We start from the raw sequence: 14,634 nt of genomic DNA, 5'->3' as shown, positions 1-14,634 counted from the left end.
AAGTCCTATTCTCTATCCAACACACTATACCTCGGCCTATTAGCCCTAGTAGGATATTCCTCAGTAGTGATTGGATTCACTTTTATATTAATATTATTCTCTTTAAATATGGATACAGCAAAGTCGTACCAAGAGCAGATTACATCATCTCTATAATGATAAACCCCATAATCATGATTTCCTTGCATCAGAGACACTAAAAAATGACATAATTCTATTGCATCAGTAGGACAACCTATTTGATCCATAACAACACTTACTTCACTTCTAGTTTCTGCTAATCTCAGCATCGTTTTCTTAAAATTATGCCCAAAATCAGAGTACACCCATGAAGTACGCACGATATAGTAACGCTCCATATTCGATTTTATGTATAATTCTCCTTTTAATTTAGAAGCACCATACACATTTATAGGGTTTGGGATATCAGAGACAGTATAAGGAGTCTGTTTATGACCATCAAATACAAAATCAGTAGACAGATGCACTAACGTAGTATTATATAGTTTACATACTCTTGCTAAGTACATTACTCCTTCAGCATTTACCTTGTACGCTAACTCTTTCTCATCCTCTGCTCTATCTACAGCAGTATAAGCAGCAAAATTAAAACAATAATCAGGGCACACTTTACTGAAAACCTCATCTATCGAAACTTCATTCGTTATATCTAACTGACTAGAACCATAGAAAAAATATTCCACTCCATCATATTCATGACTTATAGATTGTAAGCATTGTCCTACTTGTCCTGTAGCCCCTGTGACTAATATCTTGATCATATTGGCAAAGCATTTTCGAATAGTGGTAATACCTTATCTTTATCAGAAACGATAACCTCATCAAGATTAAACTCCCAATCAATCCCTAAACTTGGATCATTATAGATAATGCCCCCTTCTGATTCTTTATTATAAACGTTATCGCACTTATAAGCGAATATTGCTGTCTCACTCTTTACTAAAAAACCATGCGCACATCCTCTGGGGATAAACACCTGTTTAAAATTATCTGCTGATAGCACTTGAGTGAACTGCTGTCCATACGTATTAGAATCCTTTCGTAGATCTACCACTACATCTAATACTTCACCTTGTAATACTCTTACTAACTTAGCTTGTTGATAAGCTCCTCTTTGATAGTGAAGCCCTCTTAGAACGCCTGTAGAAGACTTAGATTGGTTGTCTTGAATAAAACGTACAGCTAACCCTGTTTCTTTCTCAAAAACAGCCTCATTAAAGCTCTCTAAGAAATATCCTCTCTCATCGAAGAATACCTTTGGTTCTATGATAACACAATCTTGTATAGGAGTAGTAAATACCTTCATCTTTTCAACTAAATTCTAAGACTATAAAATTACACTTAAATTCACAATTTAACATATAAATCAAAATAAAAAGCCACCACATATATTCTGTGATGGCTCATTTATCTTAAACTATTTAGAATTTAATTACTTAATATTAAATATCTGCTCTAGTATTTTGATGGTAATTAAGTAAGTAGGCTTTACTCCTGTCGTACCTAACCCTCCTGAAGCTAATGTACTACCTGTCTCTAATGGATTATCAGAAGCATAGTAAGCATATCTTACTTTCACATCAGGATTAATACTTTTTCTGATTTTAGAAGCAGACTGTATTGCTTTTTGGTAGTGAGCACCTTCCATCTCTAGACCGATTACACCCCACGTAGAATCGTGGAAGAACTTTAATAAATCCTTGTTCTGAAGTGATGTACCTAATACAGTAACCATTGTTCCTCCAAATACAGGGATATCATCATTCTTAAACATATCTACTGTCAATTCATTGTCAAAAGGATAATTATCCCCTGTTCCCTCATTAATATGAGCGAATGGAATCATAATATCACCTTTATCTCCTACTAAGATACCTGCTTTACCCATAATAGACACAGATTCCACATCTATCATCGTTGTTTTCTTATAAGGCTTTAAAAGCTCATCGATAGTCTCATAAGCCTGCTCACCGAAAGCGTAATCCATAACGATAATCACAGGATACTCTCCTTCTATTTGCTGAGCCTTAAAGTTTGTAGTAGCGAAATCTATCTTAGCAGTATCAAATATTTGAACGTCAATGTTCGTTCCTGACTCATCTCTTAAGAAAGTCATTCCTTCATTTTCAGCACGTTCATTAACTAAATCTCTAAGGTGTTTATTCTCAGGCTTACTTAATTCTTCGTACACCTCTAGTTCAGAACTCACCTCTACTTCACTCTTTACAACTGAAGGAGCAAAGATAGAATTCATCACACTGTGCATATTCGCACTGATGATATGGATTGGACGCTCTAATAATCCTTTTGCTGTAAGTACTTCTTTAATTCTATCAGACCACATTTCTCCATAGATATGGTGACCTAGACGCTCTCTAAGTAGTGGACTAAAAGTGATTGTACGTTTATCGTTATACACATCTTCCTCTATAGCTAACTTTCCTAACCAATAAATCACGTCTAAGAAACGGTCTGGATTCTCAGGAATAGCAAACTTCTCATATACATCAAGAACCTCAGCAAAAGAACGTCCTAATACATTAGCTAAGTGAGACATGATTACCTCTTTCTCCTCTAATTCTAAAAACTCTTCTTTTTTAGCAGCAGTTTCTATCTTTTTCCAATCGCGAGTTACCTTTCCATCCTCTCCTATCAATACACGATCTTTAATCTTATGTGATTCAATAAATATAAATGTCAAGTGAGTCAAAACATCATAGATATCAGATCTACCTCTAGTGATCTCGATATTCATCTGCTCCTCATCTATTCGATAACAGTTTCTTCTTCTCTTAGGCGGTACGATGGCTGTAAAGTGAGAGAATGAATACCCCTCATCAGATGTCAAGTTAATATAACGACACTCCTCTATTCCGATCGGAAGGCGTTCTATAACATATAACAATCCGTTTAACTCTACTTTTTCTTCTGCGATAGTACCATATATTTCCGGACGCAATTCTAATAGCGCTTCTCTTAATGTATCTCCTGACACTCCCATCGGTTTATAGAAACCTCTGTTAAACAAATGGCGCATTGTAATATACATACGCTCCACAGCTGCAGACGACACTTGCGCTCTCGTTCTAGATATATTCTTTATCTCTTTCATATACTTCTCCTTTTTACGTCTTATTATTTCTTTTTACTAATATAATTTTAATTGATCAGCGATGATTCTATCATTGCTTAATCTAGGCAACTTATTTTGCCCTCCTAGCTTCCCTATACTCTTCATATAGTTATTAAAGCCTTCTTGTTTCACTTTAGAGATGACTAATGTCTTCAACACCTTTCCAACAATTAAGTCATCATAATACATATTCTGCTTTCTTAAAGCATTATCTATCTTTAAAGCAAAAGCTTCTAAATCTTCAGGTTCATTGCCGAACTCTATCAACCATTCATGGTAAGGCAATCCCTCTTCTGGACTAATCTGTGGTGCTACAGTAAACTCATTAACAGTTACTGAAGTACCCTCCATTGCTTCTTGTATAGCCGACTCTACCTCCTTACCGATCACATGTTCTCCGAATGCAGAGATAAAATGCTTTATACGCCCAGATACTACTACTCTATAAGGCTTCAGATTAACGAATTGTACCGTATCACCGATATTGTATCCCCATAGTCCAGCGTTGGTAGAGATAATTAATACATAATTCACACCTAGCTCTACCTCTCCTATGGTATATCTTCTAGCATCCTCATTAAAGAACTCCTCTACCTTTATAAACTCATAGAAGATACCAGCATTTAGCAGTAATAACATCCCTTTCTCTGTCTGTGTATCTTGATAAGCGAAGAACCCCTCTGAAGCTGGGAACAACTCTATAGATGGTACCTTACGCCCTATCATTTGTTCAAATTTACCTCTATAAGGCTCATAGTTTACACCGCCATAAATAAACAAATTAAAATTAGGGAATATATCTCCTACAGGTTTACCCTTTTTCTCCTTTAGTTTTTCGAAGTACATCTGCACCCAGCTCGGAATACCAGAGATCACACTCATATTCTGATCTACTGTTTCCTCTACTATAGCATCTACTTTGGTCTCCCAGTCTTCTATACAGTTTGTTTCTAGACTAGGCAATCTATTTTTCTGTAAATAAGCAGGTACATAGTGAGCTACTATACCTGATAGTCTACCTAATTTTATACCATTTTTTTCATCTAGTATAGGACTGCCTTGTAAGAAGATCATTTTACCATCTACGAAGTCCGCTTTACCTGTCTCATGTACATAAGCTAATATTGCATTACGAGCAGCTTCTATATGATAAGGCATAGACTCTTTGGTCAATGGGATATACTTAGCACCCGAAGTTGTACCCGAAGTCTTTGCGAAATATAAAGGTTTCCCTTTCCACAACACATCACTCTCACCAGCTACCACTCTATCTACATAAGGTCTTAACCCCTCATAATCTCGCACAGGTACTTGCTTTACAAAATCTTTGTAGCTATTAATATAAGCAAAATTATGGTCTTTTCCAAATGCAGTGTGCTTAGCATTCTCTAGCAATTGTTCCAAAACCTTCTTTTGCGTATTAATAGGGTCATTGACCCACTTTTGTGTTTTCTTATGTATAATTGAAGCAAATACTTTAGCTCCAAATGACTTTATTGACATATTCTCTTATTCTAAATCTATAAATAATGAGCTATCTAATGGATAAGCATCTTTCCAAAGTTCGAAGTGGAAGTATTTTGTAGAAGCATTTAATGCAGTAGCCTCACTACTTCCATCAAACAGACCTATCACTTCTCCTGACCTTACACTTTCATACTCTCCTTTAGTAAGAGATGTCAAGTGCTTATATACAGATATTAAACCTTCATCGTGTAATAAGATGATTGTATAACCATCTTTTATAGTCCAGTCTACGAATAGCACAGTCCCTTTACTAATTGCTTTTACAGGTGTATTAGCAGGTGCTCTAAAGTCAATCCCGAAATGCATTGCTCTACTATCGTACTTTCTTACTATTTCTGCATTAATTGGGCTAAACAGGACTTGGCTAACTTTAGGTTTACTCTCTTCGAAGAGATTATACTTATCCTCTAGTCTAACCATTTCTCTTAGCTTCATATCTGTTTCACTAGGATCTTTATGTTCGATTTGATTCAGTGGTTTCTGAGTTAGTTTTAAAGAATCTATACTAGCCTCTGTCACCTGTATTTCTCCTAACAATGCGCTTTTGATCGCACTTAGATACTGTTGATTCTGTCTAGATTCATTCTCTAGCGAATCTACTTTTAGAGCTAACTCTACAGCCCTTTGTTTTAACTCAGCAGAAGAATATCCCGGTATATATTCCTTTAACGGAGTCAATACCAACAGTAAAACAGTTGATAGAATAAACAAAAATACCAATGTAGTACTGGCGCCAAAAACATTAAGTAAATTAAGCTTAAAAGATTTTACATCTTCAAAGGTCTTATCATTAACGATAACAATACGGTATTTACTTAAAAGTGTACTTTTCCACTTTTTTCTTTTATGTCCCTTTCCTAACATCTGTACCTATTTTACTACACAAATATAATAATTATAAAATTTGACTCTGTCACTTTACCTAAATATTCACAGTTTAAAAGAAAATTCCTTACTAGATAAACGTTAAAAGTTAAATAAAACCTATTACGAATAAACGTTTTACATTTTTCTTACTATATTTGTCCCTACTTAATGTTTCAAAAAGATTATTATGAACTCATTACACATATTTTTAGGAATGGTTGGGCCATGGCAAATTATAGTTATTGTAGCTATCATTCTATTGTTATTCGGAGGTAAAAAGATCCCTGAATTAATGAGAGGACTTGGTTCTGGTATCAAAGAATTTAAAGATGCTACTAAAGACGAAAACGCTCAACAGACAACTAAAAAAGAGAATACACAAGATAACTCTAAGACAGAATAATTCTGTTCTAAACTTATATATTTTACGCGTTATATGGCTTGCTGTATAACGCTTTTTTGTTTTTATACGTCACTATAGCACAAAAAAAAGTACCTATCTTGACAATAAAAGATAGGCACTTCACTTATAAAACATAATAAAAACACTACTTACCTGCTTGTTTTCTTTTTCAATAACAACATTATTGTTTCAAACTCAAGTACTAGTTTAAAAACAAGTATCGTGCCAAAAACAAGATTTAGAAATGTTTTTTTTATTTTTTTAAACCTAGAATATGCGATAGACCTATTAACGAGAGTAAATTCTACAAAAAAGCTCTGAATTTATTCTTAGTATGGGCCGAATGCGGAATCTGGGTTTAATCTAATATCATAGACAGTTGTATTCTTTTTTTAGCCACATCTACATCCGTCACCTTCACTTGTACATGCTGGTGTAACTTTACTACTTCATTCACGTCTGATACAAAGCCTGCTTTAAGTTGAGAGATATGCACTAGACCACTCTCCTTAATTCCAACATCTACAAAACAACCAAAGTTGGTAATATTATTGATAATACCAGGCAGTACTTGACCTATTTTTAAGTCTGTAATCTGTTTCACACTAGGATCAAACTCGAATACCTTAGCACTGCGTCTAGGATCTAGACCAGGCTTCTCTAATTCTTTTAAGATATCTTGAAGCGCTAATGCTCCTACCTCACCCGTAGTATATTTATTAGCATCTACTTTAGCGATAAGCTCTTTATTAGAGATCATATCCCCTATAGATACCTTCATATCTTTAGCGATCTTCTCTACCACACCATAAGCCTCAGGATGTACAGCAGAGTCGTCTAGTGGATTCTTAGCATTCTTAATACGCACAAATGCAGCTGCCTGCTGGAAGGCTTTATCTCCTAGTCGAGGTACTTTCTTAAGCTCTGTTCTACTCTCGAATGGCCCATTCTCTGTTCTGTATTGCACTATATTCTCAGCCATCTTCTCACCTATCCCAGATACATAGCTCAGTAGCGATTTACTAGCAGTATTAAGATTAACTCCTACTGAGTTTACACACTTCATCACCACATTATCTAGCTCTTTTTTAAGCAATGTTTGGTCTACATCGTGTTGATACTGTCCCACTCCGATAGACTTAGGATCTATCTTCACTAGCTCTGCTAATGGATCAGACAGACGACGCCCGATAGACACAGCACCTCTCACTGTCACATCATAAGTAGGAAACTCTTCTCTCGCTATCTTAGACGCAGAGTACACAGATGCTCCCGCCTCATTCACTACGAATACTTGTACTGTTTTATCAAAAGCTATTTTCTTAATAAAGAACTCCGTCTCTCTAGAGGCTGTCCCATTACCAATAGCGATAGCTTCTACATTGTATGCATTGACCATAGAGCGAATCTTCTTCATCGCCATAGTAGTATCCTTCTGAGGAGCATGAGGAAATATAGTCTCATTGTATAATAAATCTCCCTGCTCGTCTAAACAAACTACCTTACACCCCGTCTTAAACCCAGGGTCGATAGCTAGTATGCGTTTCTCTCCTAATGGCGAACCTAATAATAACTGAGTAAGGTTATCAGCAAATACCTGTATAGAGTTTAAATCTGCCTTCTCCTTCGCTTCTACCAAGGCTTCATTAGACAATGCTGGTTCTAACAGACGCTTATAGCTATCCGCTACCGCCTTCTCTACTATCTTACCACACTCATTCTTACCTTTCACTACATTATCTTCTATGAAGCTAATAGCCTCTTCTTTATCAATACCTACATTAAACTTGATAAAACCTTCTTTCTCTGCTCTTAGAATAGCTAATAATCGATGTGCAGGTATCTTATACACAGGCTCTGCCCAATCAAAATATTGCTCAAACTTCTGCGCATTCTCTTCTTCCTTTTTTGCTTTTACCACCTTAGTACTGATCACTCCACTGCGTTGGAACTTTCTTCTCAGTGATTTTCGCACATACATATTTTCATTAATCCATTCTGCAATGATATCAGATGCCCCTTGTATAGCCTCTTCTTCACTTCCTACCTTATCATTAAGATATTTCGCAGCGATAGACTCTATATCATGAGCATTCTGAGCCATAATCACTTTAGCCAATGGCTCTAGACCGTTCTCTCTAGCTGTATCAGCCTTCGTCTTACGCGTCTTCTTATATGGCAAGTATAAATCTTCTATCTCTGTTAGATCAAAGCTATTTGTAATCTTATTGCGCAATTCATCTGTTAGCTTGCCCTGTTCTTCTATTGAGCCTAATATAGACTCCTTTCTCTTCACTATCCCTTCATACAGCTCGCTATACTTTGCTATCTTTTCGATAATCACCTCATCTAGATTACCAGTTCTATCTTTTCTATATCTAGCGATAAACGGTATAGTACATCCCTCTCCTAACAGAGACAGCGTATTCTCTATACTTTTTGCACTAGCACTCACAGCCTGTTGAATAAACTCTATCAACGTCATATTTTATTATTTTAAGAATAGCTAAAATACTACCTTTGTCACAATAAATAAATCTCATGAAGTTTTTATTCCTATATCTACTTATAATAAACTATTTAGCTTTCTCCATGTTTGCCTTTGACAAAGAACAAGCGATTAAAAACAAAAGACGTGTTTCTGAGAAGAACCTCTTGTCTCTTTGCTTTTTTGGTGGAACACTAGGTGCATGGATTGCGATGAAGAAACTTAGACATAAGATTTCTAAAGACTCTTTTAAACTAAAGTTTTATGCCATCCTAGCCATACAGGTAGCCTTATTCTTTATCGTCTTTAAACGATAATATCCATAAAAAAAGACTTAGTAACCGCAGTCATAAGTCTTCTTTAAATATTTTATTGTTTAGTATCTTTTATCTGTATCTACAGATCTAATCTCTAAGTAAATAGGTTGTCCTATATAATTCGCAGATAAATTATTCTTAAGTACTGAGAACATATCGTCTTTAGAAGTACTCCACTTACCTAAGCTGTTTATCTTATCTTCAGTGCTTAGTATTGTAAAACTTGCATTACTCAAGATTTTACCATTCTTATCATTTAAATTTAAATTACCTTCTTTTCGATAATGTACTAATGCTGATCTTACAGCATCTTTTAAGTCTGCATAATCGGCCTTACTCTCTATTGCCACATAAGTAACGGGAGTTCCTCTCATAATTCTCTTCACATAATACAAATCCTTTTCATTCATAGGCTCTTTAAAGAAATTTTCATAATCTCCCTCAAACCACTCTCCATAGAATACCTTACCTACTCTCATGAGTAAAATAGACTTATATCTACTATCACCTGCATTCATTTTCATATTTTTCGCAAAAACTTCTCCTAACTTCAGATTACCACTAAAAGCTTGAACAACATCTTTATAAGTATAACACTCTGTAATATATAAATCCTCAATACCATAAGCTCTGGTTTTTACCTCTGATCGAAAAGCTTCACTGCCTAGAGCTTGATTAACAGCATTTAAATATGTTACCTTCTCTTTCTTTGTACTAATATCACTTAAAACAAAAGATTTATAGAACATAAACATTAAATCATAAGGATTCTTTTCTGCTTTTACCATAGCATCAAATGTCAATCTATCTATGCTATTCTTCGGAAACACAGCTCCAGGATATAAATCATTACTAGTAGAATAATGTTCTCCTGATGTATTTATAGAATAATTAGTGTCATCTATAAACAATAGATCATTCACTTCAGCACTTCCCTTCACATCCCAACTAAAAGGGCTTCTGTCAAAACGTCCCTTTCTCTCTTCTACAGGTTTACTATCATTTATATTATCATCATTGCTACATGAAGTTATAAATACTCCAAACATAGCTATTGCGATGCTACATATATACTTTTTCATATTTTTTTTTCAAAAATACATATATTAAAAGTAATTATGGTGTCCAAAAAAGTCACTTTTGATCTCATTTGGTAATAATGATCTAATTATCCCTTTTTGATCAATTATAATCATTCAAAAAACAAACAAAACACTAATAATCAATATATAACAAATAATCGCTTTTATTTTGTTTTGATAGTGTTCGGTAATTCCCAGTGTTTACTTGAGATGAGAGCCTGTTTTCAAAACAATACCAAACTCGTACCCAAACAATCTACTAACTAAATAAATAAAAAACAGCTCAAATAGGGCTTAAGTACCCAATAAAAATAGTTAGACCTTCAACTAATCTTATAATTATCCTACCACATACCAAAAACCTAAATGCATACTACTCTCGTCGATTAGCTCCAGAAGAGAAAGGCAAGCTTCATTCCCAAAATAACCGTAGCAAATCTCCTTCGTATTGCCAAAGGTATGACCTAATACGATTTCGGCATATTGGTTATCGCCACGAGTGGAGATAAAGTGTCCTTTTGTGTTCTCGAAAGCATTGAGATAAGCTTGTTCTACAGCATACGAAGCAGATAATAGAGTAGAGGCTTGGGTAGTATCTTTAAGAGAAAACTTACCATTCTCTATACAACCAAAGTAGGAAGGCACTGTGAAGTTAGACTTGTTTATCTGGTGATACTCTACCTGCACTGTACTCATGTCTACCATACTGAAGAAGTCTTGGGTTTCTTTGGTGTTTCCTATCACTGTTTCTAAGGCCTTAATCACCTCCATAGAAGTAGCGAACAGCACATTAGCATACTCGTTATCATAGTTGCGAACCAAGGTATGATAGACAATACCTTCTACCTGTGCCAATTGACGCTCAAATCGGGCTACTACAACTAATAATTCGTCATCATTTACTGTTGATTTCTTTCTAAAACTGATGAACTCCATCGCACACACTGGTGCATTACTTACTCGTATCATTCTGTATATTGTTAAGATTATGGAGCAAAGGTAGAGTAGGGTAGTGACAACCTTTTGTCAGGGGTGTATACCCTTATTTTTTAATTTTAGGATATACTTTCACTATGTCAAAATAGGAGTTTCTAAAAGCCACTAAGCTCTTATAACCTACTTTAAAAGCGACTTCACTCAAGGTAAATTCTCTTGTATCTATTAGCTCTATACTCTTCAAGATGCGAATGATCTGAAGGTATTTCTGTAGAGTGATACCCGTCTCCAGTTTGAACAGGCGCTGTAGATTGCGCACAGACATGGTAGAGATACTGGCTAGTTCATCTAAGTCTAGCGTTGAGGTAAGATGCTCATTGATATACGTGCATACAGGTATTAACCTATGATCGGTAGGAATAGGTAATTGGAGCGATTGATTCTCTTCACAGAACGACTTTAAACTCATAAGAATAGCCTGTAAGAACTGTTCTTTCTCTAATTCTGTCTCGATTACTCTATTCCATTTCGTCGCATACTGTAGCATCTCCCTCAGCACAGTAGGAGCAGGGAAGATGTGTACTTGATCATAGAATGAGTCAGCTGGCACCTCTTTATACAACAGTACTTTTAGGTTGATATCCTTTGCTGTAGAGGTAGTAGCGTGCTGCTGTCCTGAAGGTATCCATGCTATGTGATACTGAGGGACTAGATAGATACAGTTATCTACATGAAGGTACTGATAGCCCTGTTCTACGTAGGTGAGCTGATATCGCTGATGAGCGTGCTGATACTCATCGTGAACGAAGTTGTCTTCATACCATACATACGCCTGTACCTCATTAGTATCATCATATACTCCTAAGAGCTTCTCGGTCAATCCACATTTGATATTGGCGTTTTGCATATATTTTTTGACAAATATAATATAAACTGCAGGCATACCTTTGTGATTATACTTTAAATAATTAATATGAAAGCATTATATACTGCACTAATCACTTGTACACTACTCTTCACAACGACACAGATCATGGCAAAAGATACCCTAACCAAAATATTAGTACTTATCCACTCTGATACAGGTGGTACGTATAGAATGGCACAAGAAATCGCTAAGGGAATAGAAAGCAACCCTCACGCAGAGGCGACTATAAAACTAGTACAACCTTCAGCAAATGCACTATTAAGTGATCTACAGATAGCTACTCCTGAGGAGCTACCTACTTATGATGGCATCGTATGGGGATCTCCTGTATATTTTGGCAATATCAGTACTCCGATGAGTGCCTTTCTTGCGAAGACAGTAGATCTATGGACAGCTCATGCTCTAGAGGGAATGCCTACAGCTGTATTTATGTCTGCTGGTAGCGGAGCAGGGAAGGACCTAGCCTTACAGTCGTTCTGGAATAGCCTAGCAGTACATGGGATGATACTCGTACCGAATGGCATCAGAGCTACGGAGAAGCTAGATAATAGCATCCCTCAAGGTAATAGTGTACTAGGAGCAAGTAGCCTTGCTTCAAACAAAACGGTGCAACGTCCCAGCGAAAGCGAACTGCTAATCGCTTATACGCAAGGTCTAAACTTCGCCAAAGTTGCCAAAGCCTTAAAAGGAACTTTTCAGAAGAAAGAGGAAATGACGCCTAAACAAATAGTCACTGATGTAGAAACCACGCTTAAACAAAAAAACATCATACTACCTGTAGCGCCTAATCCTGTGGGAAACTACACGCCTTACTCACGCAGTGGAAATCTAATATTCATCAATCAGGTAGCCTTAAAGGACGGCCAAATATTATATCCTGGTAAGGTAGGTGTAGATGTCACAGAAGAACAAGCAAAGCAAGCGACTGAACAGACGATGCTAAATGTAATCGCGGTGCTTAAATTAGCTGTAGATGGTGACCTCAACAGAGTAAAGAAAACCGTACAGCTAACAGGTATATTCAACACCACTCCTGACTACGCTCAGCACGCTAATCTAATGAATGTGGCATCAGACTTATCCGTAGCTATATTCGGAGAGAAGGGCAAACATGCTAGAGGTACTCTAGGTGCTACTTCTGTACCTGTCAACTCTGCGGTAGAGATACAAGCTATCTTCGAAATAGAGTAATCAAAAAAGGTGTTTGAATACTGTTATTTCGTCTTATAGATAATCCCTAACTTGCCAATTCTAACACGCTAATAGGTTAGATATGCAGTATCCATCTTATTCATTTACAACAGATAGAGAAAACTCAATCTATGAATTTACAAGCATAGGTAAAAACCAAGCAATCAAAAAATTAATTATCTTTGCTATAATTAAAAGTGAAGCTAATTTGTATAATCTTAGCTTTGGTGATAAACCAAAAAAGACACTTAATAACAGTATTATTGATGATAGAATTGTCAGTAATAATGGTGATATGAATAGAGTTTTGGCTACTGTATTTAGGGCTGTACTTGATTTCACAAAAGACAAAGGATTTTATAAGATAGTCTTTAGAGGAAGTACTCCTTCACGCACGCGGTTATACAGAATGGTTTTGTCCACTAACTATGAGGAACTGTCTAAATTTTTTAATATCTATGGAGTACACTCTAATGGTACAGTAGTGTTCTTTGAAAAGAATACAAACTATCAAGGTTTCTTAATCACACCGAATACGAACAGTATAAAATAAGGCATTATGAAAAAAAAGATTGATTCAAACGAAGTAAAGACTGATACTAATCCTAAAATCATCACTATTAATAATAACCTAAGAGTCATTGACGAATCAGGTAAAATAGAATATGCATTTAAGTTGTTTGAACAGCTTGAAGCTTCAGGGGAGTTATATATTTTCGAAGAGAGAGAAATAAAAAGAAAAGAAGAATACGAAAAGGCACAAAAGGAATCTTAGTATTCCTTCAACTATAATCAATAACTTTTAATTCTTACTATTTCGCCTAAAAACACTTCTGATCACTAACGAATCTACTATCCATCTTCTCTGGATATACACAGTCTTTGAATACTGTTATTTCGTCTTTCTAATTACTCCAATTCATAAAAACTTAAACTTTTAAATCATAAAAAAAGATACTGTTGTACAAAGTTTAAATATGGACAATACTCCTAAAATCACTTATACAAATAAACAGATTAAAGTTGATCTTACTAAAGGGAAAGTAGCAAAAGATATTCCTTTTGTAAAAGAGTTAATAGCATTAGGAACTTTTAAACGTTTAGATAAACTTATAGAACAGACAAGAGCAGAAAAAAAAGCTCAAGTGTAGTTATTCGATAACTTACTACTGATAATAAAAAACAAGACTGTTATAAAATAAAAAAGCACGTAGTCTCTAGATTACGTGCTTTTGTTCTTTATACATTATAGTATTTACTTGTTTAGGCACAAGTAATCTTGTTTACTCTATTCTGGTGTCTTCCACCTTCGAAAGCTGTGTTTAAGAAAGTCTCTACCATCGCTACAGCTTGCTCTATAGAAGTATAACGAGCAGGGATACTGATCACATTAGCATCATTGTGCAATCTTGCTAACTCAGCAATCTCTTTTGTCCAACAAAGGGCACAGCGCACACCTTGATGTTTATTAGCAGTCATCGCTATACCGTTTCCGCTTCCACAGATTACGATACCGAAATCAACTTTACCTTCTTCTACATCTGTAGCTACTTTATGTCCAAAATCTGGATAGTCCACAGACGAAAAATCATCTGTCCCATAATTAGTTACTGTAAATCCTTTTTCTTCTAGATACTTAACGATAGCCTTTTTGTATTCAGGTCCCGCGTGATCATTTCCGATTGCTATTTTCATTGTGTGTTGTGTTGAATAATTTTGTACAAAGTTAAGAATAAATCTT

16 protein-coding genes are annotated in these 14,634 nt (G+C 35.6%); 6 read left to right on the top strand and 10 right to left on the bottom strand.

Going from position 1 to position 14,634, the window contains the following annotated elements; genetic code table 11:
- Positions 1 to 5 precede the first annotated feature (5 nt).
- The 5 genes from rfbD to AABL85_RS01570 form a co-directional block, all read right to left on the bottom strand.
- A complete protein-coding gene (gene rfbD / locus AABL85_RS01590) occupies positions 6 to 782 on the bottom strand; it encodes a dTDP-4-dehydrorhamnose reductase (RefSeq protein ID WP_341308903.1) in 777 nt (258 codons plus the stop codon).
- Positions 779 to 1,327 carry a dTDP-4-dehydrorhamnose 3,5-epimerase gene (rfbC, locus tag AABL85_RS01585; RefSeq protein WP_341308902.1) on the bottom strand — a complete coding sequence of 183 codons (549 nt, stop codon included), beginning with the start codon at positions 1,325 to 1,327 and terminating at the stop codon, positions 779 to 781. The genes rfbD and rfbC overlap by 4 nt, the downstream gene beginning before the upstream one ends.
- A gap of 126 nt (positions 1,328 to 1,453) precedes the next feature.
- Positions 1,454 to 3,133, bottom strand: coding sequence for a DUF6909 family protein (locus tag AABL85_RS01580; RefSeq protein ID WP_006260441.1), 1,680 nt, complete (start codon positions 3,131 to 3,133; stop codon positions 1,454 to 1,456).
- A gap of 36 nt (positions 3,134 to 3,169) precedes the next feature.
- Positions 3,170 to 4,657 carry a GH3 auxin-responsive promoter family protein gene (locus AABL85_RS01575; protein WP_341308901.1) on the bottom strand — a complete coding sequence of 496 codons (1,488 nt, stop codon included), beginning with the start codon at positions 4,655 to 4,657 and terminating at the stop codon, positions 3,170 to 3,172.
- A gap of 6 nt (positions 4,658 to 4,663) precedes the next feature.
- Positions 4,664 to 5,545, bottom strand: a complete 882-nt coding sequence (locus AABL85_RS01570; RefSeq protein WP_341308900.1) for a M23 family metallopeptidase — start codon at positions 5,543 to 5,545, stop codon at positions 4,664 to 4,666.
- A 190-nt stretch (positions 5,546 to 5,735) separates the two neighbouring features.
- On the opposite strand from AABL85_RS01570, the gene AABL85_RS01565 reads away from it, so the two are divergent.
- Positions 5,736 to 5,951 carry a twin-arginine translocase TatA/TatE family subunit gene (locus AABL85_RS01565; protein ID WP_341308899.1) on the top strand — a complete coding sequence of 72 codons (216 nt, stop codon included), beginning with the start codon at positions 5,736 to 5,738 and terminating at the stop codon, positions 5,949 to 5,951.
- Between the two features lie 358 nt (positions 5,952 to 6,309).
- Here AABL85_RS01565 and AABL85_RS01560 read toward each other — a convergent pair whose 3' ends face one another.
- Positions 6,310 to 8,436, bottom strand: coding sequence for a Tex family protein (locus AABL85_RS01560; protein ID WP_341308898.1), 2,127 nt, complete (start codon positions 8,434 to 8,436; stop codon positions 6,310 to 6,312).
- Between the two features lie 56 nt (positions 8,437 to 8,492).
- Between AABL85_RS01560 and AABL85_RS01555 the strand changes: the two genes are divergently transcribed.
- Positions 8,493 to 8,756, top strand: coding sequence for a DUF1294 domain-containing protein (locus tag AABL85_RS01555; protein ID WP_006257968.1), 264 nt, complete (start codon positions 8,493 to 8,495; stop codon positions 8,754 to 8,756).
- 59 nt (positions 8,757 to 8,815) lie between these two features.
- Here AABL85_RS01555 and AABL85_RS01550 read toward each other — a convergent pair whose 3' ends face one another.
- The 3 genes from AABL85_RS01550 to AABL85_RS01540 form a co-directional block, all read right to left on the bottom strand.
- Complete coding sequence (locus AABL85_RS01550; protein ID WP_341308897.1) at positions 8,816 to 9,838, bottom strand: hypothetical protein; 1,023 nt, start codon at positions 9,836 to 9,838, stop codon at positions 8,816 to 8,818.
- 339 nt (positions 9,839 to 10,177) lie between these two features.
- Positions 10,178 to 10,807 carry a hypothetical protein gene (locus AABL85_RS01545; protein ID WP_341308896.1) on the bottom strand — a complete coding sequence of 210 codons (630 nt, stop codon included), beginning with the start codon at positions 10,805 to 10,807 and terminating at the stop codon, positions 10,178 to 10,180.
- A 73-nt stretch (positions 10,808 to 10,880) separates the two neighbouring features.
- Positions 10,881 to 11,681, bottom strand: a complete 801-nt coding sequence (locus AABL85_RS01540; protein ID WP_341308895.1) for an AraC family transcriptional regulator — start codon at positions 11,679 to 11,681, stop codon at positions 10,881 to 10,883.
- Positions 11,682 to 11,747: 66 nt separating this feature from the next.
- Between AABL85_RS01540 and AABL85_RS01535 the strand changes: the two genes are divergently transcribed.
- From AABL85_RS01535 to AABL85_RS01520, 4 genes are all read left to right on the top strand, one after another.
- Positions 11,748 to 12,893, top strand: a complete 1,146-nt coding sequence (locus tag AABL85_RS01535) for an Atu1372/SO_1960 family protein (protein ID WP_341308894.1) — start codon at positions 11,748 to 11,750, stop codon at positions 12,891 to 12,893.
- Between the two features lie 82 nt (positions 12,894 to 12,975).
- The gene (locus tag AABL85_RS01530; RefSeq protein ID WP_131540362.1) at positions 12,976 to 13,446 is read left to right on the top strand and encodes a DUF6934 family protein; all 471 of its coding nucleotides are present in this window, start codon (positions 12,976 to 12,978) and stop codon (positions 13,444 to 13,446) included.
- Positions 13,447 to 13,452: 6 nt separating this feature from the next.
- On the top strand, positions 13,453 to 13,668 hold the full coding sequence (locus AABL85_RS01525) for a hypothetical protein (protein WP_341308893.1): 216 nt from the start codon (positions 13,453 to 13,455) through the stop codon (positions 13,666 to 13,668).
- Between the two features lie 202 nt (positions 13,669 to 13,870).
- A complete protein-coding gene (locus tag AABL85_RS01520; protein ID WP_341308892.1) occupies positions 13,871 to 14,044 on the top strand; it encodes a hypothetical protein in 174 nt (57 codons plus the stop codon).
- A 112-nt stretch (positions 14,045 to 14,156) separates the two neighbouring features.
- Here AABL85_RS01520 and rpiB read toward each other — a convergent pair whose 3' ends face one another.
- The gene (gene rpiB, locus AABL85_RS01515; protein WP_006257955.1) at positions 14,157 to 14,588 is read right to left on the bottom strand and encodes a ribose 5-phosphate isomerase B; all 432 of its coding nucleotides are present in this window, start codon (positions 14,586 to 14,588) and stop codon (positions 14,157 to 14,159) included.
- Positions 14,589 to 14,634 lie beyond the last annotated feature (46 nt).

Origin of the sequence: Myroides odoratimimus (genome assembly GCF_038039805.1) — a bacterium.
Taxonomy (GTDB): domain Bacteria; phylum Bacteroidota; class Bacteroidia; order Flavobacteriales; family Flavobacteriaceae; genus Flavobacterium; species Flavobacterium odoratimimum_B.
The sequence above is the reverse complement of the archived record's forward strand: the minus strand, read 5'-3'. Positions and strand labels throughout refer to the sequence as shown.

What these genes read in the sequence shown, in the direction of transcription:
- rfbC (WP_341308902.1), bottom strand. Translation starts at nt 1,327, where the DNA reads ATGAAGGTATTTACTACTCCTATACAAGATTGTGTTATCATAGAACCA.
- AABL85_RS01550 (WP_341308897.1), bottom strand. Translation starts at nt 9,838, where the DNA reads ATGAAAAAGTATATATGTAGCATCGCAATAGCTATGTTTGGAGTATTT.
- rfbD (WP_341308903.1), bottom strand. Translation starts at nt 782, where the DNA reads ATGATCAAGATATTAGTCACAGGGGCTACAGGACAAGTAGGACAATGC.
- AABL85_RS01530 (WP_131540362.1), top strand. Translation starts at nt 12,976, where the DNA reads ATGCAGTATCCATCTTATTCATTTACAACAGATAGAGAAAACTCAATC.
- AABL85_RS01560 (WP_341308898.1), bottom strand. Translation starts at nt 8,436, where the DNA reads ATGACGTTGATAGAGTTTATTCAACAGGCTGTGAGTGCTAGTGCAAAA.
- AABL85_RS01525 (WP_341308893.1), top strand. Translation starts at nt 13,453, where the DNA reads ATGAAAAAAAAGATTGATTCAAACGAAGTAAAGACTGATACTAATCCT.
- AABL85_RS01580 (WP_006260441.1), bottom strand. Translation starts at nt 3,133, where the DNA reads ATGAAAGAGATAAAGAATATATCTAGAACGAGAGCGCAAGTGTCGTCT.
- AABL85_RS01545 (WP_341308896.1), bottom strand. Translation starts at nt 10,807, where the DNA reads ATGATACGAGTAAGTAATGCACCAGTGTGTGCGATGGAGTTCATCAGT.
- rpiB (WP_006257955.1), bottom strand. Translation starts at nt 14,588, where the DNA reads ATGAAAATAGCAATCGGAAATGATCACGCGGGACCTGAATACAAAAAG.
- AABL85_RS01575 (WP_341308901.1), bottom strand. Translation starts at nt 4,657, where the DNA reads ATGTCAATAAAGTCATTTGGAGCTAAAGTATTTGCTTCAATTATACAT.
- AABL85_RS01540 (WP_341308895.1), bottom strand. Translation starts at nt 11,681, where the DNA reads ATGCAAAACGCCAATATCAAATGTGGATTGACCGAGAAGCTCTTAGGA.
- AABL85_RS01520 (WP_341308892.1), top strand. Translation starts at nt 13,871, where the DNA reads ATGGACAATACTCCTAAAATCACTTATACAAATAAACAGATTAAAGTT.
- AABL85_RS01565 (WP_341308899.1), top strand. Translation starts at nt 5,736, where the DNA reads ATGAACTCATTACACATATTTTTAGGAATGGTTGGGCCATGGCAAATT.
- AABL85_RS01535 (WP_341308894.1), top strand. Translation starts at nt 11,748, where the DNA reads ATGAAAGCATTATATACTGCACTAATCACTTGTACACTACTCTTCACA.
- AABL85_RS01570 (WP_341308900.1), bottom strand. Translation starts at nt 5,545, where the DNA reads ATGTTAGGAAAGGGACATAAAAGAAAAAAGTGGAAAAGTACACTTTTA.
- AABL85_RS01555 (WP_006257968.1), top strand. Translation starts at nt 8,493, where the DNA reads ATGAAGTTTTTATTCCTATATCTACTTATAATAAACTATTTAGCTTTC.